Below are 26,567 nucleotides of genomic sequence, written 5' to 3'. Positions count from 1 at the left end.
TGTCAGACGGGTATTGTCTGGTTAACAGCATTTGATAATGGGAAAATTGCATTCACCTGTCCTGTCCCTGAACTGGCAAATAATTCAGTGAGAAACTCTACTTTGCCGTCATATTTATCCCAGCCAAGCAGCCCGAGTAACATGACGGTATCATGCATATTGCCTTCGCCCCGGCAGTAGTGAGCATATTCAGGCAGCATGTCGCAGAATTCCCTGAACTTCCCTTCTTTCCAGAGTTCCACAACGCGGCGATCCATCTGCTCATCAAACTCGCGGGTATAGCTGTTCATGCCTTCTTCGGCTCGTTGATCATCAATGAAACTATGGGAGAGCGAACCGCTGGCCAGCACGGCAACTGTGCCATCATATTTCTCAATAGCCTGTAAAATGGCTTCTCCCAACTTACGGCTATCTTCGAAAGCATGAACAGTACAAAAGGCAGAGATTGAAATAACTTTAAAATGACGGTCACTATTCATATAGCGCATGGGTACTAATGTGCCATATTCCAGCGTCAGGCTGGCAATCTCATGTGACTTTGCCCGAACTCCCATCTGACGCGCTTCTTCTGCGATCATCCGCCCCAGTTCGGGGTTTCCGTCATATTCATAACTCATATCGCGGATAAAATGCGGTAATTCATTACTGGTATAAATACCGGAAAAGTGTTCTGCACAGTTAATATGATAGGCGCTGTTTACCAGCCAGTGGGTATCAAAGACGATAATAGTATCGACGCCCAACTCCCGGCAGCGGCGGCTGATCTCCTTATGTCCATCAATCGCACTCTGCCGACAGCCATGATGTTTACCCGGCAATTCGGACAGATACATGGAAGGTACATGTGTAATTTTTGCTGCTAACGCTAACTTGCCCATAGATCCTCACTTTGTATCAGGATGATGAAAAGCGGGAATATCCTTTGTCTCTCAGGTTCGAAATCCATCGGATATACTTTGGAGAATCAAATTCCCCAGCGGGGAATAGGATGATTTCCCATTGAAATACAAACATTTTTCACTTCAGCAAAAACTTCAAAGCTGTATTCTCCGCCTTCCCGTCCGACACCAGAGGCTTTCACGCCACCAAATGGCTGGCGCAGATCGCGTACATTCTGAGAATTGACGAAGACCATACCGGCTTCAATTCCATGTGCCAGCCGCAGAACTTTACTGACATCCTGTGTCCAGATATAAGATGCCAGCCCATATTCCACATCGTTAGCCATGAGTAACCCGTCTTCTTCACTTTTGAATGGCAACAGGCAAGCGACCGGGCCGAAAATTTCTTCCTGTGCCACGCGCATCCTGTTATCCACATCAGCTAATACGGTTGGTCGCAGGAAATGACCATTTTTCAGATGATCAGGCAGATCTGCTGGTTTATCCGGGCCACCGGTTAACAGAGTCGCCCCTTCTTCAATACCCAGCCGGATGTAGCCAGAAACTTTTTCCCAATGCTGGTGGCTGATCAGGCTGCCGACCTGTGTATTAAGATCCTGCGGATCACCGACGCGCAGACGGCTGGCACGTTCAGCAAAACGCTTCACAAATTCAGGATAGATACTTTCCTGAATGAAAATACGCGAACCTGCTGTACAGCGTTCACCATTAAGGGAAAAAATCGTGAACAGCGCGGCATCTAATGCACGTTCGATATCGGCATCTTCAAAAATAAGTACCGGCGATTTGCCCCCCAGTTCCATGGAGTACTTTTTCAGCCCGGCATTTTGCATAATCAGGCGGCCGGTTGCAGTTCCACCGGTAAAAGAAACAGCCCGGACATCATGGTGTTTTACCAGTGCATCACCGGCAGTATTGCCGTATCCCTGTACCACATTCAGCACGCCTGCGGGAATACCGGCTTCCAGAGCCAGTTCTCCCAGACGGTTGGCTGTCAGCGGTGAAAGCTCAGACATCTTCAGAACGGCGGTGTTTCCCAGAGCCAGACAGGGAGCAACTTTCCATGTGGCAGTCATGAACGGCACATTCCACGGGGAAATCAGCGCGCAGACACCGACAGGCTGGAGCAGGGTATAATTGAGCATTTTGTCATCGACGGGATAAGTGCGGCCGTTCATCTGCTGACAAGTTTCCGCAAAAAAATCGAAATTATGGGAAGCGCGCGGGATAAGGACATTTCTTGTCTGGTGGATTGGCAGCCCCGTATCACTGGTTTCCATCGCAGCAATTTCAGGTACATTCTGGTCAATTAACTCGCCTAAACGCCGCATCAGACGCGCACGCTCTTTCATTGGCATATTTGCCCATTTGGGGAAAGCCTCTTTTGCGGCAGCAACCGCCCGATCAATTTCTTCTTTGCCACCTGAGGCGACTTCTGCCAATACTGCACCGGTTGCGGGATTGACTGTTTCAAAATAGGTACTGCTGCCAACGTTTTCACCGTTGATCCAATGATTAATTGTGGTCATGACAGGCTTTCCTCATATTCTTGTTGGTGGACAATATGATTTACCAGACGTCCGATACCTTCGATCTCCACAATAACTTCGTCGCCGGGAACAACATCGGATAAACCTTTGGGTGTGCCTGTGGCGATCATGTCTCCGGGTTGTAATGTCATGAAATCGCTCAAATAGGCGATCAGGAAAGGAATATCGAAGATCAAATCTGCTGTTGTCCCACGCTGGCGCAGTTCGCCATTAACCCAGGTACTCAGGATCAGATTATGCGGATCAGCAATATCGTCTTTATCAACGATCCACGGGCCGATAGGCGTTAACGTATCACGGCTTTTTACACGCAAATTGGGACGGTAATAATTTTCCAGATAATCACGGATGGCGTAATCATTACAAAGGGTATAGCCTGCAACGTAATCCATGGCATTGGCTCTGGAAACTTGGTGAGCCGGTTTACCAATGACCACCACTAATTCAGCTTCATAATGCATGTATTCCACATTATCAGGGCGGACAGAAACCTGACGGTGGCCAGTGAAACTGTTGGCTGCTTTGATAAATACCAGCGGCTCTTCCGGTGGCTTAAATTCCAGCTCAGTTGCATGATCGGCATAATTCAGACCCAACGCAAACAGTGTGCCGCTGGCCGGTGGAAGCCATACCACATCAAGCCCACTGATTCGGCTGCCATCTGGCAGCAGTATATTCTCCTGCTCATCAACAGTGACCTGAAGCTCCTGACCCTGATAATGAATTCTGGCGTGTTTCATGCCTGACCTCCGGCCAATACAACGGTGTTTTGTAAAATGGGGAAACCATCAGCCCTGATTGTGACAGTATCATTCGGATGAAGAGTGACCCGCTGATGAGGAGTTCCCAGCAGAATGACATCACCTTCATTCAGGGTGGTAAAATCGCTTAATGCTGATAAAAGCTCTGGGGCAGAACGCACCAGATCCTGCGTTGACCAGCGATCAACTTCCTGCCCGTTTATTTCTGTGATGATATCCAGTGAACTGATCGTTTTTACATCTGCTATCTGAACATCCGCCATCTGACCGATTGGGCAAAAACCATCCCGGCATTTTGCTTTTATGGCTGGGCGATAAAATGAAGTTTCCGGTAAACTGACTTCGTTGGCCAGTGCATAACCGGCTATGTATTGGTCGGCATCTTTGACGGAAACCTTACGGGCTGCTTTACCGGTTTTATCTGTGCCGATAAACAGTGCCAGTGTCGCACCACTTTGTACGGTTTCTCCAATGGGATGGGGAATAACATCACCGGAAGTAATCACTGTGTTACGGGGTTTGATAAACCAAACTGGAGTCTGGGGGAGTGTGTTATATGGCGCTTCGTGAAATGCTTTACGCCAAAAATCGAGCTGACTGTTATGGTTGAGAGCAACGGCAAAGACGGTGCCTTTCATTAACAACTCCTTGCAAGCTGAGCGATGTATCGCAAGATCAATTATTAATATATTAATAAATCAATACGCGATGATGTTCAATATGTTAAGTTAATTGTTAATTTTAATTGTGATCTCTGTAACAACATTCTGCTCATGATTATTTTTAATACATAAAGATCAAACCGTTATATCTTCAGATAAGGTCATTTGGTGTTGTGTTTAACTTTTTGTTAACTTTATGTGGCAAAATAATTTTATTTATTTGTTAATATTGAATTCTTTTTCCTTTGTGGATAGTTATGAGCATGTTAGTCTTTTCGACTTTAATGTTGTCTATAATCGGTAGCGCATGCGTTCAACTTATAGAGAATTGCCCGTGGTTAACTTAAGAGTCACCTTTACTTATGCATGAATCCCTGACATTAGCATTACTTCAAGCTCGGGAAACCTCGATGAGTTTTTTCCGCCCGATCTTGAAGAGTTATAATCTGACTGAGCAGCAATGGCGTATTGTTCGTGTACTTGCAAGCAGTCGTTCGATTGATTTTCATGATTTGGCCAACCTTACCTGTATTTTACGCCCAAGTTTGACGGGCATTCTGACTCGCATGGAGCGTGACGGTCTTATCTTTCGTTTAAAACCAATGAATGATCAGCGAAAGCTATACGTCTCTCTGACTCCGGCTGGTCAGGAATTGTATGAGCAGGCAAAAGGAGAAGTCGATGAAGGCTATAAAGCAATTGAAGCCGCTTTTTCCTCAGAAAAATTAGCCCAGCTGCTAGCATTGCTGGATGACCTTATTTCTATCGGAAACCATTCTCAAACCGATATAGATGAAAATGAAGAACAGTAAATATATATTTGTATTAATATATTAATTAATCAATATCTCCATAATTAAGAGAAAGAGCACCGGAATAAACTGGATGTTATTTTTTGAACAGTTTATTGCGGTGTTTTCTTTGGTTTCAGAAAAATTTGGCAGCCTGATAACGTTATTTATTTTATGATGACTGAGTATTTTCATTAAATATATTTATGTCACAACACCGCAGAATGAAATAACCCATAATAAATATTGATTATCAGCTCAAAGAATGAAATGAACAGAACGTGATTGGCGATTAATTGAATAAAAAAATAATCATAGCTTATAAGATGATGAAAATAATTAATTGCTGATAAAAGGGTATTTTCTGTTTTATTAACCAATATATTTCAGGCTGCAACCCGTGAGCCGACAACCTGAAATGAATAGAGCGACTATCTTACATTTTCCTGCCGGTAAGCTAAAGCAACAGCCAGTGATTGTGCCAGACATAATGTGGCTGATTGAGAGCGGAATGCATCAACTTTTGCTTCCTTAACGACAAAACAAACATCGCTGAAACTTGCCAATGGGCTGATTTGGCTGTCAGTAATCACAATCTGCTTTGCTCCGGACTGTGCTGCTTTTTGACTGACCATCACCGTTTCTTCGGCATAGGGTGTAAAGCTGATGGAAACAACCACATCATCCGTCCCAATCATACTCATCTGTTCGCGGAACATTCCCCCCAGACCATCTACCAGCATAGGACGACACTCCAGATGGCTCAGGGCATAGGCAAAATATGATGCCACACTGAACGAGCGGCGTAGCCCGATAATATAAATATTGTGAGCATTTGCCAGTAAATCCACCGCCTTATTTAAGTCTTCCGCCGGAGTACGGGCGGCAAGTTGCTGCATAGCCTGTGCATTGGAGTGGGCAAATTCCTGCAAAATATGAAGTGGGTCTTCCTCTTGCTGGTTATCACTATCCAGCGCTCTGAACAGGCGGGCACGATCGGTATAACTGGCGGTTTCCTCTACCAGATTCATGCGAAATAACTGTTTCATCTCATTGAATCCGTTGAAGTCAAACGCATTAGCAAAGCGGATCAGAGTAGAAGGTGGAACATCAGCCTCTTTTGCAATAATAGCTACCGTATCAAATGCTACGCTATTGGTATTATCCAGAACATACCTTGCGACTTGTTGTAAGCGTTTACTTAACTCGTCATAACGCGCGCGAATTTGTTCCTGTAGTTCGGGCAGATTCGATGCAGCAGACATAATGTTTCCCTTAATAAAATAAATTGCAATTGCACAAAAATAGCGTGTTGATCACATTACTAAAATCCTATTTCAATTCACATTGAAAATGAAATATATATTTCATATACCTGTAGCATTGTGATTCAGCTCATATTGATGGAGTTATCCCATGAATACATCGGCAACACATTCTCAGATAATACAGCCACAGACACACAAAATGACCACGGCTCAGGCTTTGGTCAGGTTTCTCAATCAGCAATATATTAACGTTGATGGCGAGGAATTGCCCTTTATCTGTGGTGTTTTCACTATATTCGGTCACGGTAATGTTGTGGGGTTGGGGCAGGCGCTGGAACAGAACCCCGGCCACCTCCGAATCTATCAGGGGTGTAATGAGCAGGGTATGGCACATATCGCTACCGGTTTTTCCCGACAGAAAAAGCGGCGGCAGATTTTTGCTGTTACCTCCTCTGTCGGGCCGGGAGCCGCCAATATGGTAACAGCCGCCGCCACAGCAACGGCCAACCGTATTCCATTGCTGTTATTACCGGGAGATACCTTTGCCTGCCGCCAGCCAGATCCGGTTTTACAGCAGGTTGAGCAGTATTGGGATGGCACTATCAGCACTAACGATTGTTTCCGGCCTGTTTCTCGTTATTGGGATCGTATTTCCAGACCGGAGCAATTAATGACTGCGATGATTCAGGCCATGCGGGTATTGACTGATCCGGCGGATACCGGTGCAGTTACTATCTGTTTGCCGCAAGATGTACAGGGAGAAGTGTGGCATTATCCAGATTACTTTTTCCGCAAACGGGTGCATTACCTTGAGCGACGACCTGCTTCCCAGCCCCGTATTCAGGATGCCGTAGAGCTGATACAGCGTAAGAAGAAACCATTACTGGTTTGCGGGGGCGGAGTCCGTTATTCAGGAGCACACGAAGCCTTCCGCCAATTTGCCGAAACTTTTAATATCCCCTTTGCAGAAACACAGGCCGGAAAAAGTGCCATTGTTGCTGCGCACCCCCTGAATTGCGGAGGAATGGGGACAACGGGGTGTCTGGCAGCTAATTTGCTGGCTAAAGATGCAGATTTAATCATTGGTGTCGGCACACGTTTTACTGATTTCACGACAGCATCAAAATCCCTGTTTCAAAATCCGCAAGCTGAATTTCTCACCATTAACGTGGCAGAGTTTGATGCCTGCAAGCTGGATGCTGTTGCTGTGATTTCTGATGCCAGAGAAGGGTTGTCTTCAATCACTCAGGCATTAGTAAAAACGGGATGGTATTCCGGTTGGCAACAGGAGGTTGAGCAGGCTAAATCAGTCTGGCAGCAGGAACTTTCGCGGCTGTTCTCTATCCGGTATCAGGCCGGAGACAGACCTGAAATTGCGGGTCATCTGGATGAGAAATTACATGAATACAGTGACACATTACAGACGAATCTGGCGCAGACGCGTGTACTTGGGCTGATGGATCAATATCTGGAAGATAATGCCATTATTGTCGGTGCAGCAGGTTCTCTGCCGGGGGATTTACAACGCCTGTGGCAACCTAAAGAGCCGGATACTTATCACCTTGAATATGGCTATTCCTGCATGGGATATGAAATTGCCGCAGCGCTGGGAGCAAAACTTGCCTGTCCGGGCCAGCCGGTTTACGCAATGGTTGGTGACGGGTCTTATATGATGTTGCATAGTGAATTACAAACAGCGATTCAGGAAAACATCAAGATTACTGTGTTGCTATTTGATAATGCCGGATTCGGCTGCATCAATAACTTACAGATGAGTCAGGGAATGGGCAGTTTTGCGACAGAAAATCGTTATCGCAATCAACAGAGTGGCCGGTTGGATGGGGCGCTGGTTCCGGTGGATTTTGCTAAAAATGCAGAAAGTTACGGTTGTAAAAGTTATCGGGTGCATAACGAACAACAATTGATTACTGCTTTGCAGGATTCCCGGAAACAGACATGTGCAACTCTGATCGATATTAAAGTGTTACCGAAAACGATGACTCATGATTATGAATCTTGGTGGAGAACAGGCACAGCACAGGTTGCAGATAACCCGACGATTACTGCCACAGCCGAAAAAATCAGGCAATATGTGGAGAAATATACGCGTCAGTACTAACCTTTCTACTATACATTTCGTCTTTCAAGCAGCTTCTTTGTTGGCTATGCTCGCTTACCCCGGTCACATAGTTATCTATGCTCCCGGAGATTGACTCCGAGGCTCCGGCCTCTTACCAGAGGCCAGCCTTTGGCTGGATAAATTCGTTCTCGACGAATTTGTTACTCCCTTGCCGTCGCGACGCATCTTGAAATCCATTGTGTATATTATGATTTGATGCCTTTTATCCGGCAGTGAAATTGTGCTTTTATACAAGGTATGGAATTTTTATTTCATTCCAGACTGTTTCGTTGCCTCTTTACTCCAGTGTGATTTTAATGACTTCAACTGTGGCGGTAGTTGGGTTGTTTTTTGTATTATTATATGATTTTAATGTGTTTTTATTTAAACCTTCCGATCTGATAACTCGTTTTTTGTGATAGATACAACACTAATTACATCACTTTCATCTCAAAATGCTAACCGCCTCTAAAAAATAAAATTTCCAACTCCTGTTAAATTGAAATAAATATTTTGATTGTTATATTTTTATTCAATCCTAAAGCAAATATACCCGATGAATTTCAGGAGACAGCCAGTAACGCAGCAATCTGAAAGACGGCGGGGTACAGAGGTATCAAGGAGCATTCATGTTTAACATTGCATTATTTGGTGCTGGCAGGATTGGTCTGGTTCATGCAGTCAGCATAGCCAGCCATAAAGAAACCTGCCTCTACTCTGTCGTTGATCCTTATCAGGTAAATGCTGAAATATTGGCACAGAAATATCAGGCCAAAATACAAACCACTGAAGAAGCAATGTCTGATCCAGATGTGCATGGTGTCCTTATTGCTTCAGCAACAGATACGCATGCTGATTTAATCGAGCTGGCAGCCCGTAACAATAAAATGATTTTCTGTGAAAAACCGGTTCATCTTGATCTGGAGCGAGTACAGCAGTGCCTTGCTGTAGTAAAAGAATTTCAGGTTCCTTTATTTGTCGGCTTTAATCGTCGCTACGACCCTCAGTTCCGTCGGCTGAAAAATCTATTTCATGCAGGGAAAATAGGTAAGGCTGAATCTCTTATTATCACATCCCGTGATCCTGCTCCGCCACCCGCTGAATATATCCGGGTTTCTGGGGGGATGTTTAGGGATATGACTATTCATGATTTTGACATGGCCCGTTTTATTATTGGTGAAGAGCCGTGTGCTATTTATGCACAAGGCAGCAATCTGGTTGATGCAGCCATCGGTGCAGCGGGTGATATTGATACCGCATTTATTATTATGAAATTTCCTTCAGGCGCTATGGTTAGCATCGTTAACAGTCGTCGTTCGGGGTATGGCTATGATCAACGTCTTGAACTGCATGGTGAAAAAGGTTTACTGACAGCCGGTAATATTAAAGAAAATAGCGTGGAATTATGGGGAGACAACGGCTGTCTTTCCGCTAAGCCCGAACATTTTTTTCTGCAACGTTATCGTGAGGCATATATCGCAGAATGGTCACATTTTGTCGATGTCATGGCAGGAAGAGCCACTCCGGAAACAACCGGTTCTGATGGTGAACAGGCATTGTATCTAGCTGATAAAGCGCTTGAATCCCTGTTATCCGGTAAAGAAATTAAATTATAAATAATAGCAAACCAAGGGGAGCATTATATGTCAGCTTTTCTTTCTTTTATTGGTTTTACCCTGCTGGTGGCCGGGATTGCTTATTATAAAACAAGGAATAAACATCTAACTGAATCTACAGAAGGCTATTTTCTGGGTGGTCGTTCTCTGACCGGAGTTTATATCGGCAGCTCCATGCTATTAATGAATTTGTCTACAGAACATCTGGTTGGTTTAAATGGTCTGGCCTTCAGAACGGGGTTTATTGTTATGGCATGGGAAGTTATAGCCGCCTTAACGATTGTGCTGTTTGCCATTTACTTTCTGCCCAAATATTTAAAACTGGGGATATCAACAATTCCGGAATATTTAGAACGGCGGTTTGATAAAAATACTCTGTTGATTACTTCAGTTTTATTTCTGGCAATGTATGTTATTTCGTTATTGCCTATCGTGTTATATACCGGTGCTATCGCACTAGAAAGTTTATTTCAATTTTCTCAGGTAGTTAATGTCGATAAAACGACAGCTTTATGGATTATAGTTTGGGGCGTCGGTGGGTTGGGCGCGATTTATGCTATTTTTGGTGGGATTAAAGCTATTGCTGTCGCTGACACCATTAATGGCATCGGGTTAATTGTCGGTGGAGGCATTGTTACGATTTTTGCATTACTGTATGTAGGTAATGGCAATGCTTGGCAAGGTCTGACTGAAATTTATCAGGCTCATCCTGATAAATTTAACTCTATTGGCAGTGAAGATTCACTCGTTCCATTTTCAACCTTGTTTACAGGGTTAATCATTTCTAACATGTTTTTTTGGTGTACCAATCAATCCATTGTACAAAAATCTCTGGGTGCAAAGAATCTGGCGGAAGGGCAAAAAGGAGTGATGTTGTGCGCTGTATTAAAACTGCTTATTCCTTCCATCATTATTTTACCGGGTGTTATTGCGTTTCATATTTTCAGTGGGCAGATAGATAACCCGGATAACGCCTACCCTGCATTAGTCCAATTAGTTTTACCTAAAATTCTGGTTGGCTTTTTTGCTGCGGTCGTGGTTGGCGCTGTATTCTCTACATTCAGTGGAGGGCTGAACTCTTCCGTTACTTTATTTACTGTCAATATCTATAAACAGAGAATTAATCCAAACGCCAGTGAAGCACGAAGTGTAGCGGTAGGCAAATATCTGGGTATTGCTCTGGCATTGGTAACCATGCTCATTGCTCCGCTTGTTGCTAATGCTCCCGATGGTTTGTTTTACCTGATTCAGCAACTACAGGGGATTTTCAACGCTCCTATTCTCAGTGTTGTACTGGTAGGGTTGATGACAAAACGTGTTCCTCCGATTGCTGCCAAATTGGGGCTATTATTTGGTATGTCAGCTTATATTGTCTGTAATTTTATCCTGCATATTGATATCCATTTTTTCCATTTGGTAGGCATCTTATTTGTGCTGAATGTCATTTTCATGCTGACAATTGGTTATTTTTTCCCTGCTGAAAGCTATGAGGAAGTGTATACAAAACAGGTGGATATTACCCCGTGGTCAATGGTGAAGCCAATGGGCTGGTTAATTACACTGACCGCAGTCTCAATGTATGTCTTTCTGGCTCAAAATGTGCCGAATTATGTGATGATACTTTACTATCTGTTTGCCGCCGGAATTCTGGGATATGTCGCTTATCAAATCAGTAAGGTGTTGTTTAAGCGTCCCATTCATCGTGAAAATGCCTAATAAACCTGAGTAATGGAACCTAAAGAATATGAAAGAGATTCGGATCGGTTTGATTGGTGCTGGTTATATCGGGCGTACCCATGCTATCGCTTATGCTCAGGCATCCTCGGTTTTTGCATTAAAAGGAAAATTAATACGTGAAATGATCGCCGGGATCACACCGGAACTGGCTCAGGCTCATGCAAAAGAACTCGGTTTCCGGCGTTCCACAGGCAACTGGAGAGAACTGGTTTCTGATCCAGATATCGATGTGGTTGATATATGTACGCCCAATTTTCTGCATAAAGAAATGGCGTTAGAAGCCATTAAGCACGGCAAACATGTCTATTGTGAAAAACCGCTGGCTTTGAATGCCCATGATGCAAAACAGATGGTGGCAGCCGCTGCTACTGCTGGTGTGAGAACGGTGGTGGGGTTTAATTATATGAAAAACCCGACCGCGCAGTTAGCCAAAGAAATTATCTCGAATGGTGAGATCGGTGAAATAGTGCATTTCTATGGCACACATAATGAAGATTATATGGCTGATCCTCTGAGTCCGATTCATTGGCATTGCTTTAAGGATAAAGCAGGCTTGGGGGCATTGGGCGATCTTGCTGCACACATTATCAATATGGCGCACTATCTGGTGGGGAACATCACGACTGTTTGCGGTGATATGAAAACAGTCGTGAAAGCACGTCCTGAAATGCCAGGTTCTTCGGTACTCATCCCTGTTGAAAATGAGGATCAGGCTCATGCAATGGTACGTTTTGATAGCGGAGCAATGGGCGTGATTGAAACTTCCCGTATTGCCTGTGGCCGCAAGATGGGGCTGAGTTATATCGTGACAGGCACTAAAGGCACACTGAGTTTCACTCAGGAACGAATGGCAGAACTGAAATTGTACCGGCACGATGAACCGCCAAATCGTCAGGGTTTTAAAACTATTTTAATCGGGCCGGAGCATCCGGATTATGCCGCATTCTGTAATGGTGCAGGGCATGGTATTGGCTTCAATGATCAGAAAACATTGGAAGTCAGGGACTTAGTTGATGGTATCGCGTTAGGCAGGGATATCTGGCCTGATTTTACTGAGGGTTGGAAAGTCTCTCGCATTCTGGATGCGATTGTATGCTCTTATGAGCAAAAACGCTGGGTTAATGTAACTGAAATTAATTAAATCTCGCAGTTAGTGACATACATAGTTTAGCAACACAAGTTAGCAAAACGCACATTGGGTAAGAGGTGGAGCGATGGAGCAACATAAAAAATTTGATGTTATCTGTATGGGACGTATTGCGGTTGATTTATATGGTCAGCAGATAGGAGCACGTTTGGAGGACATGGTCAGTTTCTCTAAATATCTGGGTGGCTCTTCAGGCAACGTCGCTTACGGTACAGCTCGTCAGGGGCTAAAGTCATCCATGTTGGCCAGAGTGGGTGATGAGCATATGGGGCGATTTCTACGTGAAGAGCTGGAGAGAGTGGGGTGTGATACCAGCCACTTAATTACAGATAGAGAGCGTCTTACTGCTTTAGTGTTACTCGGAATAAAAGATAAAGAAACTTTCCCGCTGATTTTCTACCGTGATAATTGTGCGGATATGGCGATTACCCGGGATGACTTCAGTGAGGAATATATTGCCTCTGCCCGCTGTCTGGCGATTACCGGAACGCATCTTTCTCATCCGAAAACCAGAGATGCCGTGTTGACTGCATTAAAATATGCCCGCCGCAATGGTGTGAAAACAGTTATTGATATTGATTACCGTCCTGTTTTATGGGGGCTGACTTCATTGGGAGATGGGGAAACCCGGTATATCGCCTCAGAGCAAGTCACCGCACAATTACAGGAAGTACTTTCGCAATTTGATCTGATAGTTGGTACGGAAGAAGAGTTTCATATCGCCGGAGGCGTTAAAAATACTCTGGATGCTTTGCGTGGTGTAAGGAAACTGAGTTCTGCCACTCTGGTCTGTAAACGTGGAGCACTGGGGTGCTCGGTATTTACCGGAGATATCCCTGATATTCTTGATGAAGGGCTCACTATTCAAGGAGTGAAGGTCGAAATACTGAATGTTTTGGGAGCGGGTGATGCATTCATGTCTGGTTTATTACGAGGATATCTGAATAACGAAAGTTGGGAACAGAGTTGTGTTTATGCTAATGCCTGTGGTGCTTTAGTTGTTTCTCGACATGGCTGTGCACCCGCCATGCCGGATAAAATAGAACTGGATAATTATCTTCGGCGAGCGGAGCAAATCGCACGCTCAACCACTGAGTATCGTCCTGATTTAGATATCCACCTGAATCATCTGCATCGCGTTAGCAGTCGCCATAAACAGTGGCAAGAACTGTGTATTATGGCATTCGACCATCGGAGCCAGTTTGTTGAAATGGCACGTAGAGTTAATGCCAGCCTTGAACTCATTCCTCACCTAAAAAAACTGTTATTTCAGGCCAGTCAGGAAGTAGGTGCCGAAACACATCTGCAAGGCCACTCCGGCATATTATGTGACAGTACGTTCGGGCAGGATGTGCTGGATGCTGCAACCGGACAAGGGCTATGGATAGGGCGTCCGATTGAGTTACCCGGTTCCCGTCCACTATGTCTGGAGCATGGAAATATTGGCTCTCAGCTTATCAGCTGGCCACTGGAACATATCGTGAAATGTCTGGTGTTTTTTCATCCTGAAGATAATTGTGCTCTGCGTCTGGAACAGGAAAGAACAGTGACGGAAGTTTATGCAGCTTGTTGCCAGTCAGGTCATGAACTACTACTGGAAGTGATCTTACCATCTGGAATGGCTCATTCCGATGAACTTTACCTACGTACACTTAAGCGTTTCTACAATCTTGGTATTAAACCGGACTGGTGGAAATTACCTCCCATGCAAGCCACAACGTGGGATCAAATTGAAGAATTAATTATGCAGCGTGATCCTGATTGTCGCGGAGTGGTGATTTTGGGGCTGGATGCACCAGAAGAGACACTGAAAGCAGGTTTTAATGCAGCAGCAGGTAAATCAATCGTCAAAGGTTTTGCCGTTGGCCGCACATTATTCGGTAAAGCATCACAAAAATGGCTGGCTGGGGAAATTGATGATCAGACGCTTGTCCTGCAAGTAAAAACAAGCTACCACAACCTGATTAATGGCTGGCGCCAGCGTGATGAAAAGAAAGCAGAAGAAGCACTGAATCCTCAATGTACAGGAGAACCATCATGACTGTTCAACTTGGCATTAATCCTCTGACATGGACTAATGATGATTTGCCTTCTCTGGGCGCAGAAACATCCTTGGAAACCTGTTTATCAGAAGGGCGTCAGGCAGGGTTTGCGGGTTTTGAGTTGGGTAATAAGTTTCCCCGTCAGTCGCATATATTGGGGCCGATACTGGCTTCCCATTACCTGAAATTGGTCTCTGGCTGGTACTCAGGGCGGTTGTTGACGCGCAGTGTCGAAGAGGAAATCGCAGCAGTTCAACCACACTTAACACTGTTACGTGAACTGGGGGCAACGGTAATGGTCTTTGCCGAAGTGACCGACTCCATACATGGCGACCAGAGTAAGCCCGTGCATTTACGGCCACTTTTTCCGGCGGAGCGCTGGAAGGAGTACGGAGAAAAATTAACAGAATTTGCCCATTATACTCAGTCTCATGGGGTTCAGATTGCTTACCACCATCATATGGGGACGGTAATTGAGAGTGCTGAAGACATTAATAATCTGATGGAACACACTGATGCAGACGTTGGGCTATTACTGGATACAGGGCATTTAACTTTTGCCGGAGATGATCCGCTGGCTGTGGCAAAGCGCTGGGGTAAACGAATCAATCATGTGCATTGCAAAGATATACGCCCGGATGTACTGAAAGATGTCAAAAACCGCAAAACCAGTTTTCTTGATGCTGTGCTGAGTGGCGTTTTTACTGTGCCGGGCGATGGTTGTGTAAATTATCCGGCTATTTTCAATATACTGATAAATAACGATTATCACGGATGGCTGGTTGTTGAAGCAGAGCAGGATCCTGCTGTGGCTCATCCAATGACTTACGCCACACTGGGGTATAAAAATTTACATCGGCTTGCTAAAAATGCAGGGCTGATATGAGCATTGGAGCTAACAATTGACCTTGAGGTAGATTGTATGTCTAAGCTGCTGTCAAAATACCATAAACCTGATCAAAACAAGCGGACACAACATATCTCGCCAGAAAGTGCAAACTGGAGGTATGTTCACTTTGATGTTTATGAGTTGAATGCCGGAGAGTCAATAAGATTACCGGCTTCGGAAAATGAAACCTGTCTGGTGCTGGTGGCAGGAAAAGCAACAGTGAGTACGGCTCAGCAGAGATTTGAACAGATCGGTGATCGTATGAGTCCATTTGAGCGTAAAAAACCTTATGCTGTTTACATCGCCCCACATGAGGTGACAGAAGTTACTGCGCAAACTCACCTTGAACTGGCGGTTTGTCAGGCAGAAGGGAAAGGGAATTATCCTACCCGATTAATTACACCGCAGGATATTGAAGCTGAACAAAGGGGAAATGGAAATAACCGTCGTTATGTTCATAACATTCTTCCTGATAACCAGCCAGCGGATAGTTTATTGGTAGTGGAGGTTTATACTGATGAAGGTTGTACCAGCTCTTATCCCAGCCATAAACATGACACCGATAATGAGCCGCAGGAGACTTATTTAGAAGAGACTTACTATCATCGCCTGAATCCACCGCAGGGTTTCTGTTTGCAGCGTGTCTACACTGATGATCGCTTATTAGATGAAACAATGGCGGTGTATAACAAAGATGTTGTGATGGTACCGAAGGGATATCACCCAGTAGCAACAATAGCCGGATATGACAGCTATTATCTGAACGTAATGGCCGGGCCTACCCGAAAGTGGCTGTTTACATGGGAAGCAGATCATCAATGGGTTAATAGTGGAATTTATGCTGAAAAACACAGCAAGAGTTAAGTCTTTTTTATTGTTAATCAATAAGTTTCAAGATGAATCTCAGTAGTAAAAGAGCAAATTTAAATCCGAAGAGTAAATTGCTCCCTGAGTGGGGGAGCAAGCTCATCCATTATTCCCTGATTTTTTAAATAAATAGAACGCCTTTCTCAATTAGACGTTCAGGAATATAGCTATCTAATTGTAAATGTCTGCAAAATTCCTCAAATTGCTGAAGAGAGTGAACATTGGCTTTCTGGTAGATGTTATATATTCGGTTTTCTATTGTTTTAGGGCTGACATTGTAAACTTGGGCTATTTCCTTATTTGAACGCCTTTGCAGCATCAAAAAAATGATATCCAGTTCCCCTTTCGTAAACAGATCTGTTTCAGCTTCTGTTGTTAACACGCTGGGTTTATGTTGATTAATATACTTTAGAGGGGAAAGGCTGCTTAGTGGTTTGGCATTCCAGACAATACCAATGCACTCTTTTTCATCGTTGTATACAGGGAATTTTTCGCTGATAAAAGGGGCGAGGATATCTTTTCCATACCAATAATGGGTTTCTATGATGGAAACCCTGTCTTTTGATTCTTCGGTTCTCCGGTCATGTTCTTTTAAATCCTGTGTAAATTGATCTTCGGACCAGTGAGCCGGAAATTCACAATCAAGTTTACCCTCTACGTCAAAATTTATAGGGGTATTGGTGTATAGGTAAGCCGCTTTATTCATATAAATATGACGGGACTCTAAATCCTTAATGCCCCAGGGATCGCTCAGATGCTCCATCATAGCGATCAACCCTTTCAAGTAGGGTTCATTATTTTTATAGAGTGAACTCATTTTTTATCTCATATAGTTTACATATGGTAAATTTTATTTTGTAAATATAACTAAAATATCTATATGTTATTCCTAATTGATCTTTAAATATAAGTAATGATTTTGAGATGGAATGGGTGAGGTTTTGGTAAAAAGTATTAACATAAGCCATATTTACCTTGTTTAATATTTTTTTGTATTTTTATTATTGTTTTTTAAAGGTGTTAATCTAAAAGTAAGTTATCAAATTAATGTTTTCCATAAAAAACAATTTAGTTATATTATTAAATAATGAAATCAGAAAATAAACTGCTACCATTTTTTATAATTTATCTCAAGAGTGTTTTTCACTCTATCGGAATTTAATGAAAAATGTTTATTCTAAAAGGCTATATAAATTAGATGGTTACATATTTTCCTAGGCATTGCTATGTATAAAAAACAAAAAATGGGATACCTGAGAAAAAATTTACAGTATTTACTTGATTCCAGAGGTGAAACCCGGGTATCACTTTGTGATCGAACGGGGCTAAATCGAACAACGATCTACAATATTCTGGATGGCCGGGTACAAAGTGTTCACACTTCAACAATCCAAAAAGTATCTAATTTTTTTGGCATTTCTTACAGTGAGATAGAGGCGATTGATATCGCAGAAAAAGAACGTATTGACGCAGTCGTTTCTTATGAAGGCAATATGAATCCGTGCGCAGTTCCACTGTTTATGCAATCGGAGTGTGTTACTGCTGAGTTCTATGAAAGTAAAATTGGCACACTTATCGTAGGAAGAGAATTAACTTATTATTTTGGTTCAGGCCCTAATATTGTCGCTGTTTTACTTGAGAATGATTTTTTGGGTAAATATAATGCCGGTGATTTATTAATAGTCAGGAGAGGTAATTATCAGAGCGACAACCCTAAATTATGTTTCGATCCAAAACAGAAAAAGTTTCATATCAATGAGTCTTGTATTGAGAGTTCAGAAGATTTTGAAGTGATTGGGGATATAATGGAAGAGCGGTTTGGATATGGGAAAAAAATATAAGTTATTGGGATTTAATAGCTACGATAATACAGCAAATGTATTAATTTCAGCAACAGGAAAAGTTTTAAAAATCAATGTGAAGGAGTTAGAAAAGAGTGAAATAGCAGATGACTTAGATAGTCATGAAACGAAATCACTTTATAGGAAAATATACTCTAGTTTTCCGAGTTCTCCTTCCATCTATGAAATTGAAGAGCGTAATGAAAAGTCTTGGGTTGTTTATTCACTTCTCGCCCTGTTACTGACAATTTTCTACACTTTCAGTAACATAGCCTCAGCTAAACCGGTTTATATCGAATATTTTGATATCATTGTTACTCCGGGAACTTTTATTTATCCGTTCTCATTTTTAGTTATTGACTTGCTCAGTGAGTTTTATGGATTTCGTTTGGCAAGAAAAGCAATATACATGTCTCTGGCCTCTAACCTGATTATTGTCTCGTTATTAAGTATATCGACAGGATTACCGGCTATCCCGGGGTGGGATTTGAATGATCAGTATAATGCCTTGATGAATCACATCTTGTCAGCGATTTTTGCTTCTTCACTGTCATTTTTAGTCTCAGAACTGGTTAATTCATATGTCTTATGTAAGTTAAAAGACATGACGAATTCTCGATTTCTGGCACTACGGGTATTTTTTAGTACGTTTATAGCATCAATCCTTGATAGTTTTGTTTTCTGTTTTGTGGCTTTCTACGGAAAATTACCTACAAATCAGATTATTGGAATGATGGTTATTCAGATTTTAATTAAAATTTTCTTCGCTTTTTTTAACGTCTTTCCTGCCTACGGCTCGCGTTATCTTTTCAATCGCTGGGTGGTTAAAGCAGCACATTAATGAATAGCATGGAGAGCATTTCTCCATGCTATTTCATCAATTAAATCCTGTCTTATGCTGTATAACTTCCAGCTATGCCGTTTATTTCTCAAATTTATTCTCTATTGAGCGTGCATTTTCGGCGATTGGATGTAATTCAAAATTCATTGAGCAGACATTGATGAAAAAACTGATGATTAGCATTCCATTTAAATCTAATCGTGATTAAAAGGCTGCTATAAATTCCGTATATTTATACAGTAGTTTTTTTCATATTCACATCATCTATGCAATAAATTTTGTAAAATTTATTTATTTTTTCATTTTAAGCAATAAATACAATGAATTAAATTTTTATTTATATAAATCAATTGGATGAGAATGATTTTGTCATGGCGAATTTTTTGATGATTAAATAAAAACGCGAATATTGTGTAGCTAAATCAACATTTGAGCTTTTATTTGTTGATTTTGCTATGAGTCTGGTGTATTAATTTGGCTGTAAAAATATAAGTTATAATTAAGATTTTGTCAGGTAGCGAGGGGAGTGAGTTATCACTGCCTTTTATTTAGACAAATAATTTTCATTATTTTGAATGCTTTAACTAACCCAACACCAGGGTAATCTCAGAACGTTTTTTGTTCTTATGGTAATCGGTCTCTTAGTCAGCGATGCTGGTTAAGAGACCGAGAAACCTTAGTCTGGCAAACAAGCGCAATTCATCTTTCTATTGACTTTTTCCTCCATTCATTCAATGAAGCGATGCACCATTGCACGGTAATGCTCTTCCTGACCAGAAACCTCACCAAACTCAGCTCTGACTATCATCCCTTCTATAAATGTTATCAGGGCTTCTGCTCTAAGCTCTGCATCCTCCTGAGTGGTGAGAAAAAGGGATAATAACAGTGATTTTATCCATGCTTTATGTTGCTGCGCCTGTTTGACAATGGCTTCATCGTGGCCTTTGAATTCAGCCAGAGCATGCATGAACAGGCATCCTTGAAAATCTTCCGTGGCAAACCATGAAAAGTGCCAGTTGAGGATTGCATTGATTTTATTTTCAATTCCTTCCGTTGAAGATGCGGCAGTCGTAAGTTCCTGTTGGAATCTTTGGTGTCGTCTGAGTAACACTCCTTCGATCAGCTTGTTTTTGGAACCAAAGTAACGATACATAGATGTCTTTGATACATTCGCCTGATCTCTGATCAAATCGACACCAACAGCGTTATAACCAAATTGGTTAAATAGCGATTCCGCAATATCTAAGATGTGTTCTTTTTTACTCATGATGTTTCTTCTTATTTATTCAAAAAAGTTCTATAAATGTTGATTTTTATATAATTATAATATTGTCTTTTTGTGTACAGATCTGTACATTTTATTGTGTGTACAGAGTTGTACACACAATATCATACTTATTAGGTTTCTTTGCACATTAACAGAGTGGGAATGAAAAATGAGTAAATTGAAAGGAGGCGGGAAACTGCCATCTAAACCAAGTTTATCTGAATTAATGAAAGGATTAGCGGGTGGTTTTTTGGGAATTCTGATGCTCGGATATTTAAGTCAGGCCACTGAATTTCGCTGGTTAATGGCACCTTTTGGTGCAACATGTGTCATTTTGTTTGTCGCTCCGGCTTCTCCACTCTCACAACCAAGAAATATTATTGGCGGGCATTTTCTGACAACGCTTGTCGGATTGATTGCACTATATACGCTGGGAAATTCGATGATGGTAATGGCGCTGGCAGTTGGAGCTGCAATCATGTTGATGCAGTGGTTCAGAATGGTTCATCCCCCCGCAGGGGCTAACCCATTGCTTGTGTTATTAGCTGGTCAGGGAGCTGTTGGTTTTGATTTTCTTTTCACTCCCGTGTTAAGTGGTAGCATATTACTTGTTGTTATTTCATGCCTTATTAACAATATCGGCAGAGAAAACTCTTGGCCAATATATTGGTATGGCTTTTCCAGAAAAAAAGAGGAATGAGATATTTTTCACATTTCGATGATTCTTTAGAAAAGGCGATAAACCCCATTTTTTAACATTTATTGAAATAATCAGTATCATTTCTCCGTCATACAATATTTGTTAATGTATATTTATTTTTCCCTCCTAACTGAATCGCCAAAAAATAAGGAATAAAGACATGGAACGCGTTCCCTTACTCGCTCTTTTATTCACCCTTACGATATTTGCTTCCGCATGTACACCCGTAGAAACCTGTCAGGTTGATGACTCTTCTTTCCTTATTTGCCTGAGATTAGCTGATGAAGGTGATGCCGATGCACAATATAAGATCGGGAAAATGTATGAAAAGGGGTTAGGGGTTCCATTAGATAATCAGGAAGCCATCAGGTGGTATACCGAGTCTGCACGACAGGGAAACACTGATGCACAGTCTGACCTCCATGAGCGCTATAAAGAAGAAGCTGAAAAATACAGAACTGCTGCCAGTCAGGGGGATCTCAGCGCACAAAATACTCTTGCGGGTCTCTACCTGAAAGGCTGGGGGGTGGAACAGGATTATGAAAAGTCTTTTAAATTGTATCTTGATGCCGCTGGTCAGGGGAATGCTCATGCCCAGTATTTTGTGGCCTATTTTTATAAAGAGGGGTTAGGCGTCGAACAGAATTATCAGGAAGCCTTCAAATGGTATGCAAAATCTGCCGAACAAGGTGATTCTGATGCACAGGTAGATATCGGCTATCTCTATGAGAAGGGGTTGGGTGTACAGCAGGACTATCAGGAGGCTGCAAGGTGGTATACCCAGTCGGCTGAACAGGGGCATGTTTCTGGTCAGGCTAGCCTTGGCAACCTGTATAACCAAGGGCTGGGAGTAGAGCAGAGCGATCAGGAAGCTGCTAAATGGTATCTCTCCGCTGCTGAACAGGGTAATGCCTATGCTCAGGATAATATGGGTTATTTCTTCTTTGAAGGGATGGGAGTCACTCAGGATTATAAAGAAGCGGCAAAATGGTTCACTCAGGCCGCCAAACAGGGAAGTGCCTATTCACAGCATTTTATTGCTTATTTGTATAAAGAAGGGTTGGGAGTAGAACAAAACTATTCCGAATCGGCTAAGTGGTATCTCAAAGCTGCCGAGCAGGGAGATGCTGATGCACAGTATGATCTTGGTAATTTGTATCGGGATGGATTAGGCGTAGACAAAGATCATCAACAGGCAATGAAATGGTATCTCGCTGCGGCTACTCAGGGGAAAGTGTATGCACAGGCAGAACTGGGTGATTTCTACAAAAAGGGATTGGATACAAAGCGAGATTATCAGCAGGCAATGAAATGGTATCTGGCAGCGGCGGAGCAGGGGAACGCCTATGCTCAGGCTGAATTGGGGGATTTCTACAAGGATGGATTGGGTACAGAGCAGGATTATCAACAGGCAATGAAGTGGTATCGTGCTGCTGCTGAAAAGAAAAATCGCTATGCACAGTATTATATGGGGTAGTTTTATCAATATGGATTAGGTGTTGAGCAGGATTACAAGCAAGCATTCAAATGGTATATGCAATCTGCTGAACAGGGTGATCCTGATGCAAAGGTTAATGTTGGATATTTCTATGATGAGGGATTAGGGGTTCAGCAGAACTATCAGGAAGCTGCCAAATGGTATACGCAAGCGGCTGAACAGGGGAATGCCAGTGCTCAGGCTAATCTTGGAATTCTCTACAAACTAGGGCGGGGTGTAGAGCAGAGCTATCAGGAATCGGCTAAATGGTATCTGCTGGCGGCAGAGAAAGGTAAGATCAATGCGCAGGAGAATATGGGTGATTTCTTTTTTAAAGGAACAGGCGTTACTCAAGACTATAAAGAAGCTGCGAAATGGTTCAGTCAGGCTGCTGAACAGGGAAGTGCCTATTCACAATTTTTTATTGCCTATTTGTATAAAGAAGGACTGGGAGTCGAGCAAAACTATTCGGAGTCGGCAAAATGGTATCTAAAGTCGGCTGAACAGGGAGATGCTGATGCGCAGTCTGATCTTGGCGATCTTTATCGGGATGGATTGGGTGTAGAACAAGACTATCAGGTCGCAATGAAATGGTATCGGCAATCTGCCGAATCGGGAGATATTTATGCTCTGGTTAGTATCGGATCTCTCTATGACGAAGGGCTTGGTGTACAGCAGAGCTATCAAACAGCCGCCAAATGGTATCTGAAGGCGGCTGAAAAAGGAAATTCTGTTGGTCAGACTAGTCTTGGAAACCTTTATAGACAAGGATTCGGTGTAGAGAAAAATTATCAGGAAGCCGCCAAATGGTATCTGAAGGCTGTTGAACAAGGAAATGCCGATGCTCAATCCATGCTGGGGTATTTATATATAAAAGGATTGGGATTTACGCAAGACTATGAAGAGTCAGCCAAGTGGTTTAACAAAGCTGCCGCGCAGGGAGAGATGACTGCCCAGTATAACCTTGGTTATCAGTACGAAAACGGATTAGGTGTGCCACAGGACTATGCCAAATCAGCCAAATGGTATCTTAAAGCCGCTGAACAGGGGGATGCAGATTCACAGTCTATGATTGGTAAATATTATTCATCAGGGTTAGGTGTGCCGCAGGATTATAAAAAATCTGCCGAATGGTATCTCAAAGCTGCAGAGCAAGGGGATATAGATGCACAGGTTAGTATCGGCTATTTATTTATGAAAGGATTAGGCGTACAGAAAAACAGTACGACTGCAATGGAGTGGTTATTGAAAGCTGCTGATCAGAACTCTGCGATGGCGGCCAATAATATCGCTGTACTTTACCTGCATGGTAATGGGGTAAAAAAAGACGCTAAAAAAGCGATAGAGTGGTTTCTCAAAGCAGCTGAACAAGATGATGCGACTGCACAATTAAATCTGGGTCGAATTTATGAGTATGGTCAACAAATTGTGCCACAGGATGATGAGAAGGCACTGAGTTGGTATCAGAAAGCAGCTGAGAATGGTGCGACGGGGGTCGGCAAGAAAGTGGAAATATTAAGACAAAAATTAAGGCAAAAGCACAACGCTTCCGCACAACCCATTCTGCATAAATAAAAATCAGGGATAACAACATGGAACGATTATTCTACATCAGCTTTTTTCTTGTTTTCAGTGCGCTTATCTCTGCATGTAAACCCAGCGATCCCTGTCAGATAGATAAGGGTTACTTTTCCGCCTGTTTACAATCAGCCAATGACGGTGATATACGAGCGCAATTTAAAACAGCACGGTTATATGAAAAAGGATTAGATGTCCCGCAGGACTATAAAGAAGCTGCGAAATGGTATGAACAGGCGGCTAAACAAGGGGATGCGGGATCTCAATATTCTCTGGCTTCTCTTTATATGAACGGGTCAGGGGTGGCACAAGATAGTAAAGAAGCTGCTGCATGGTTTCTCAAAGCGGCTAAACAGGGAAATTCTGATGCACAGGCAAGTCTTACTGATTTTTATATCGAAAAATTAGATATAGGGTTGGATGACAGCAAGATATATAAATGGAATATCAGCGCTGCTGAATGGGGAAAGCCTACCGCACAGGCTAATCTGGGGTATATGTATTTTAATGGGATAGGTGTCCCACAAAATTATGATGAGGCCATCAAATGGTACGTTAAGGCTGCAAAAAAGGGAGATCTTTATTCACAAAATATGCTGGGGGAAATCTATGCTGAAGGATATAGGGGACATCAAAATTACTCTGAATCAGCCAAGTGGTATGCCGAAGCTGCTAAGCAGGGCGATATCGAAGCACAGGTAAAATTGGGCGATTATTATCGAACCGGTTCTGGTGTGGATCAGGATTATCAGTCAGCACACAAATGGTATACGGAAGCAGCTAAACAGAAAGATGCTAACGCACAAAATGCCCTCGGTTATTTATATATGGAAGGATTGGGGGTAAAGAAAGATGGTTATATTGCTTTTAGATGGTTTTCTAAATCAGCTCGTCAAAAAAACCTTAAGGCAACAGAGAACATTGGCCATCTTTACTGGACTGGTAATGGCATAGAAAAAGATCATAAAAAAGCCATGAGGTTGTATTTGAAAGCGTCAGAATCGCAATCGGCTCTGGCTCAGCGAAATCTGGGGCTGATTTACGAATTGGGCGAAGTTGTACCGAAAGATGAGAAAAAAGCCCTTGAATGGTATCAGAAAGCGTTTGATAACGGGTTTGTTGATTTAGGTATCAAAATTCAGGAAATGAAAGACAAACTCAAATAACATGGCATTACTTCAGGCTCAATTAACCAGCCTTTGGTTTTAGATTACAAAATCAAGGCTGGTTAAATCATAGCAAAATCAGGAAAAACAAACTTTCGCCCAGCGAGCCAGGCCGGTCGTAACAGAACCAAAATAGTTACCACTGACCAGCGGAACTTCCGGTAATTCCTGTTCAACGGCCTGACGCAGAATAGGCGAACTGGCTGAGCCGCCGGTCATAAAAATGACATCCGGCTTAACGCCACCCTGAGTGACTGCCTCACTGACCAATCTGGTCATTTTAGCTTTAGTGGATTCGATAGCTACTATCATCTGTTCGCGCTGAATATCAATTTCAATAATTTCTGATAATAAATTTAATTGAGCACGATATTCGCTGTTATTTGACAGGGCGATCTTCGCTTCTTCAGCGCTGCGTACCAGACTGTAACCCAGTGTTTCATGGTGAACTTTCAGTAACCGAGCCAATTTTTCCGGCTCTTGTGCATCCCGGTGTAAAGACTTTAATGCTATTAAGTTCTGGCGGGAGTAGAACTCTTTTTGTGCCTGTACATCATTGATGGCAATCGGGTTCCAGAACTGAGTAAGCGGCATCTCAATGCCTGAAGCAAATTTACTGCCTAAACCAAAAGGGTGCATCAGTTGTTTAAACGTTAGGTTGATATCCAGATCGTTACCGCCGACACGCTGGCCCGTGTGCGCCAGTAAACTGTCATTACGTTCGGATTTTCCACACCAGTCCGGCCCCATCTGAATAAGTGAGCAGTCCGTTGTTCCGCCACCAATATCAACGACTAAAACGACTTTATTTTCTGTCAGGGTAGATTCATATTCCAGCCCTGCTGCGACAGGCTCAAACTGGAATTCTATATTGCGAAAGCCAGCCCGTTTTGCCGCCTGCAACAAAATTAACTCAGCCTGTTGGTTCGATTTTTCACCACCGCGCCCGTGAAAGTTGACAGGTCGGCCAATAACCACGTCCTCAACATCTTGCTGTGTTTTACCTTCTACCTGCTGCTTAATGTTGGCCATCATGGCACAAACCAGATCTTCGAAAAAACTGATTTGTACTTCTCTCAGCCCCATGGCCCCGAGAAAAGATTTGGGTGATTTTACGTAGTAATTATCTTGAGGATCTTCCAGATATCGGGTCAGCGCAGCCTGACCGAATACAACATCTTCAGATAAAAGCTCGATACCTTCCCTCTCTGTCAGCATAGTTGTCACCCTCATTAACAACACTGATAGAGAAAAAAATGACACGTATTTCACCTGAACGTAAATCTGCCGCACTGGCTAAATTGCTACCACCGTACAACATGACTGTGACTGCGGTTGCACAAATG

21 protein-coding genes and 2 pseudogenes are annotated in these 26,567 nt (G+C 42.8%); 15 read left to right on the top strand and 8 right to left on the bottom strand.

Features of this window, described 5'->3' with window-relative positions; all coding sequences use genetic code 11:
- Positions 1–2 precede the first annotated feature (2 nt).
- From hpaD to Xinn_RS10185, 4 genes are all read right to left on the bottom strand, one after another.
- Entirely contained in the window at positions 3–878 is an 876-nt protein-coding gene (gene hpaD / locus Xinn_RS10200) for a 3,4-dihydroxyphenylacetate 2,3-dioxygenase (RefSeq protein ID WP_086955840.1), read from the bottom strand.
- Positions 879–964: 86 nt separating this feature from the next.
- Entirely contained in the window at positions 965–2,431 is a 1,467-nt protein-coding gene (gene hpaE / locus Xinn_RS10195; RefSeq protein WP_086955843.1) for a 5-carboxymethyl-2-hydroxymuconate semialdehyde dehydrogenase, read from the bottom strand.
- Complete coding sequence (locus Xinn_RS10190) at positions 2,428–3,192, bottom strand: fumarylacetoacetate hydrolase family protein (protein WP_086955845.1); 765 nt, start codon at positions 3,190–3,192, stop codon at positions 2,428–2,430. Before Xinn_RS10190 ends, hpaE begins: the two co-directional genes overlap by 4 nt.
- Positions 3,189–3,851: a fumarylacetoacetate hydrolase family protein gene (locus Xinn_RS10185; RefSeq protein ID WP_086955847.1), complete on the bottom strand. Its 663-nt coding sequence runs from the start codon at positions 3,849–3,851 to the stop codon at positions 3,189–3,191. The genes Xinn_RS10190 and Xinn_RS10185 overlap by 4 nt, the downstream gene beginning before the upstream one ends.
- A 386-nt stretch (positions 3,852–4,237) precedes the next feature.
- On the opposite strand from Xinn_RS10185, the gene hpaR reads away from it, so the two are divergent.
- Positions 4,238–4,687 carry a homoprotocatechuate degradation operon regulator HpaR gene (gene hpaR / locus Xinn_RS10180; RefSeq protein ID WP_086955849.1) on the top strand — a complete coding sequence of 150 codons (450 nt, stop codon included), beginning with the start codon at positions 4,238–4,240 and terminating at the stop codon, positions 4,685–4,687.
- 410 nt (positions 4,688–5,097) lie between these two features.
- Here the strand turns inward: hpaR and Xinn_RS10175 are convergent, their stop codons facing one another.
- Positions 5,098–5,931: a MurR/RpiR family transcriptional regulator gene (locus Xinn_RS10175; protein ID WP_086955851.1), complete on the bottom strand. Its 834-nt coding sequence runs from the start codon at positions 5,929–5,931 to the stop codon at positions 5,098–5,100.
- Between the two features lie 151 nt (positions 5,932–6,082).
- Here Xinn_RS10175 and iolD point away from each other — a divergent pair, with 151 nt between their 5' ends.
- From iolD to iolB, 7 genes are all read left to right on the top strand, one after another.
- Positions 6,083–8,053, top strand: a complete 1,971-nt coding sequence (gene iolD / locus Xinn_RS10170) for a 3D-(3,5/4)-trihydroxycyclohexane-1,2-dione acylhydrolase (decyclizing) (protein WP_086955853.1) — start codon at positions 6,083–6,085, stop codon at positions 8,051–8,053.
- A 629-nt stretch (positions 8,054–8,682) separates the two neighbouring features.
- Positions 8,683–9,669, top strand: coding sequence for an inositol 2-dehydrogenase (gene iolG, locus Xinn_RS10165; RefSeq protein ID WP_086955854.1), 987 nt, complete (start codon positions 8,683–8,685; stop codon positions 9,667–9,669).
- Between the two features lie 27 nt (positions 9,670–9,696).
- Positions 9,697–11,385 carry a solute:sodium symporter family transporter gene (locus tag Xinn_RS10160; RefSeq protein ID WP_086955856.1) on the top strand — a complete coding sequence of 563 codons (1,689 nt, stop codon included), beginning with the start codon at positions 9,697–9,699 and terminating at the stop codon, positions 11,383–11,385.
- A gap of 28 nt (positions 11,386–11,413) precedes the next feature.
- Entirely contained in the window at positions 11,414–12,547 is a 1,134-nt protein-coding gene (locus Xinn_RS10155; protein ID WP_086955857.1) for a Gfo/Idh/MocA family protein, read from the top strand.
- A 73-nt stretch (positions 12,548–12,620) separates the two neighbouring features.
- The gene (locus Xinn_RS10150; RefSeq protein ID WP_086955858.1) at positions 12,621–14,594 is read left to right on the top strand and encodes a bifunctional 5-dehydro-2-deoxygluconokinase/5-dehydro-2-deoxyphosphogluconate aldolase; all 1,974 of its coding nucleotides are present in this window, start codon (positions 12,621–12,623) and stop codon (positions 14,592–14,594) included.
- Entirely contained in the window at positions 14,591–15,481 is an 891-nt protein-coding gene (gene iolE, locus Xinn_RS10145; RefSeq protein ID WP_086955860.1) for a myo-inosose-2 dehydratase, read from the top strand. Before Xinn_RS10150 ends, iolE begins: the two co-directional genes overlap by 4 nt.
- 36 nt (positions 15,482–15,517) lie before the next feature.
- Positions 15,518–16,348: a 5-deoxy-glucuronate isomerase gene (gene iolB, locus Xinn_RS10140; protein WP_086955862.1), complete on the top strand. Its 831-nt coding sequence runs from the start codon at positions 15,518–15,520 to the stop codon at positions 16,346–16,348.
- A 124-nt stretch (positions 16,349–16,472) separates the two neighbouring features.
- Here the strand turns inward: iolB and Xinn_RS10135 are convergent, their stop codons facing one another.
- On the bottom strand, positions 16,473–17,168 hold the full coding sequence (locus tag Xinn_RS10135) for a helix-turn-helix transcriptional regulator (protein WP_086955864.1): 696 nt from the start codon (positions 17,166–17,168) through the stop codon (positions 16,473–16,475).
- 409 nt (positions 17,169–17,577) lie between these two features.
- Between Xinn_RS10135 and Xinn_RS10130 the strand changes: the two genes are divergently transcribed.
- Both Xinn_RS10130 and Xinn_RS10125 read left to right on the top strand, forming a co-directional pair.
- The gene (locus Xinn_RS10130; RefSeq protein WP_086955866.1) at positions 17,578–18,192 is read left to right on the top strand and encodes a helix-turn-helix domain-containing protein; all 615 of its coding nucleotides are present in this window, start codon (positions 17,578–17,580) and stop codon (positions 18,190–18,192) included.
- On the top strand, positions 18,176–19,033 hold the full coding sequence (locus tag Xinn_RS10125; RefSeq protein ID WP_099137646.1) for a queuosine precursor transporter: 858 nt from the start codon (positions 18,176–18,178) through the stop codon (positions 19,031–19,033). The genes Xinn_RS10130 and Xinn_RS10125 overlap by 17 nt, the downstream gene beginning before the upstream one ends.
- A 727-nt stretch (positions 19,034–19,760) precedes the next feature.
- Here the strand turns inward: Xinn_RS10125 and Xinn_RS10115 are convergent.
- Positions 19,761–20,300, bottom strand: coding sequence for a TetR/AcrR family transcriptional regulator (locus Xinn_RS10115; RefSeq protein ID WP_086955870.1), 540 nt, complete (start codon positions 20,298–20,300; stop codon positions 19,761–19,763).
- A gap of 169 nt (positions 20,301–20,469) precedes the next feature.
- Between Xinn_RS10115 and Xinn_RS10110 the strand changes: the two genes are divergently transcribed.
- The 5 genes and pseudogenes from Xinn_RS10110 (at position 20,470) to Xinn_RS10095 (ending at position 25,221) form a co-directional block, all read left to right on the top strand.
- A complete protein-coding gene (locus tag Xinn_RS10110) occupies positions 20,470–21,000 on the top strand; it encodes an HPP family protein (protein ID WP_086955872.1) in 531 nt (176 codons plus the stop codon).
- 160 nt (positions 21,001–21,160) lie between these two features.
- On the top strand, positions 21,161–22,477 hold the full coding sequence (locus Xinn_RS10105; protein ID WP_086955874.1) for an SEL1-like repeat protein: 1,317 nt from the start codon (positions 21,161–21,163) through the stop codon (positions 22,475–22,477).
- A 15-nt stretch (positions 22,478–22,492) separates the two neighbouring features.
- Positions 22,493–22,546, top strand: a pseudogene (locus Xinn_RS23115) (hypothetical protein); the annotation flags it as partial.
- The gene (locus tag Xinn_RS10100; protein WP_086955876.1) at positions 22,535–24,052 is read left to right on the top strand and encodes a tetratricopeptide repeat protein; all 1,518 of its coding nucleotides are present in this window, start codon (positions 22,535–22,537) and stop codon (positions 24,050–24,052) included. The pseudogene Xinn_RS23115 and the gene Xinn_RS10100, both read left to right, overlap by 12 nt.
- A gap of 17 nt (positions 24,053–24,069) precedes the next feature.
- The gene (locus Xinn_RS10095) at positions 24,070–25,221 is read left to right on the top strand and encodes an SEL1-like repeat protein (RefSeq protein WP_086955878.1); all 1,152 of its coding nucleotides are present in this window, start codon (positions 24,070–24,072) and stop codon (positions 25,219–25,221) included.
- 78 nt (positions 25,222–25,299) lie between these two features.
- On the opposite strand, the pseudogene yegD reads toward Xinn_RS10095, so the two are convergent.
- Positions 25,300–26,472 (bottom strand): annotated as a pseudogene (yegD, locus tag Xinn_RS10090) (molecular chaperone); the annotation flags it as partial.
- Positions 26,473–26,567 lie beyond the last annotated feature (95 nt).

The sequence above is a fragment of the Xenorhabdus innexi genome (assembly GCF_002632485.1).
Classification (GTDB): domain Bacteria; phylum Pseudomonadota; class Gammaproteobacteria; order Enterobacterales; family Enterobacteriaceae; genus Xenorhabdus; species Xenorhabdus innexi.
This window is presented reverse-complemented; position numbering and strand designations above follow the sequence as displayed.

Coding starts and splice junctions, on each gene's coding strand:
- hpaD (WP_086955840.1), bottom strand. CDS start 878: ATGGGCAAGTTAGCGTTAGCAGCAAAAATTACACATGTACCTTCCATG.
- hpaE (WP_086955843.1), bottom strand. CDS start 2,431: ATGACCACAATTAATCATTGGATCAACGGTGAAAACGTTGGCAGCAGT.
- Xinn_RS10190 (WP_086955845.1), bottom strand. CDS start 3,192: ATGAAACACGCCAGAATTCATTATCAGGGTCAGGAGCTTCAGGTCACT.
- Xinn_RS10185 (WP_086955847.1), bottom strand. CDS start 3,851: ATGAAAGGCACCGTCTTTGCCGTTGCTCTCAACCATAACAGTCAGCTC.
- hpaR (WP_086955849.1), top strand. CDS start 4,238: ATGCATGAATCCCTGACATTAGCATTACTTCAAGCTCGGGAAACCTCG.
- Xinn_RS10175 (WP_086955851.1), bottom strand. CDS start 5,931: ATGTCTGCTGCATCGAATCTGCCCGAACTACAGGAACAAATTCGCGCG.
- iolD (WP_086955853.1), top strand. CDS start 6,083: ATGAATACATCGGCAACACATTCTCAGATAATACAGCCACAGACACAC.
- iolG (WP_086955854.1), top strand. CDS start 8,683: ATGTTTAACATTGCATTATTTGGTGCTGGCAGGATTGGTCTGGTTCAT.
- Xinn_RS10160 (WP_086955856.1), top strand. CDS start 9,697: ATGTCAGCTTTTCTTTCTTTTATTGGTTTTACCCTGCTGGTGGCCGGG.
- Xinn_RS10155 (WP_086955857.1), top strand. CDS start 11,414: ATGAAAGAGATTCGGATCGGTTTGATTGGTGCTGGTTATATCGGGCGT.
- Xinn_RS10150 (WP_086955858.1), top strand. CDS start 12,621: ATGGAGCAACATAAAAAATTTGATGTTATCTGTATGGGACGTATTGCG.
- iolE (WP_086955860.1), top strand. CDS start 14,591: ATGACTGTTCAACTTGGCATTAATCCTCTGACATGGACTAATGATGAT.
- iolB (WP_086955862.1), top strand. CDS start 15,518: ATGTCTAAGCTGCTGTCAAAATACCATAAACCTGATCAAAACAAGCGG.
- Xinn_RS10135 (WP_086955864.1), bottom strand. CDS start 17,168: ATGAGTTCACTCTATAAAAATAATGAACCCTACTTGAAAGGGTTGATC.
- Xinn_RS10130 (WP_086955866.1), top strand. CDS start 17,578: ATGTATAAAAAACAAAAAATGGGATACCTGAGAAAAAATTTACAGTAT.
- Xinn_RS10125 (WP_099137646.1), top strand. CDS start 18,176: ATGGGAAAAAAATATAAGTTATTGGGATTTAATAGCTACGATAATACA.
- Xinn_RS10115 (WP_086955870.1), bottom strand. CDS start 20,300: ATGAGTAAAAAAGAACACATCTTAGATATTGCGGAATCGCTATTTAAC.
- Xinn_RS10110 (WP_086955872.1), top strand. CDS start 20,470: ATGAGTAAATTGAAAGGAGGCGGGAAACTGCCATCTAAACCAAGTTTA.
- Xinn_RS10105 (WP_086955874.1), top strand. CDS start 21,161: ATGGAACGCGTTCCCTTACTCGCTCTTTTATTCACCCTTACGATATTT.
- Xinn_RS10100 (WP_086955876.1), top strand. CDS start 22,535: ATGCAATCTGCTGAACAGGGTGATCCTGATGCAAAGGTTAATGTTGGA.
- Xinn_RS10095 (WP_086955878.1), top strand. CDS start 24,070: ATGGAACGATTATTCTACATCAGCTTTTTTCTTGTTTTCAGTGCGCTT.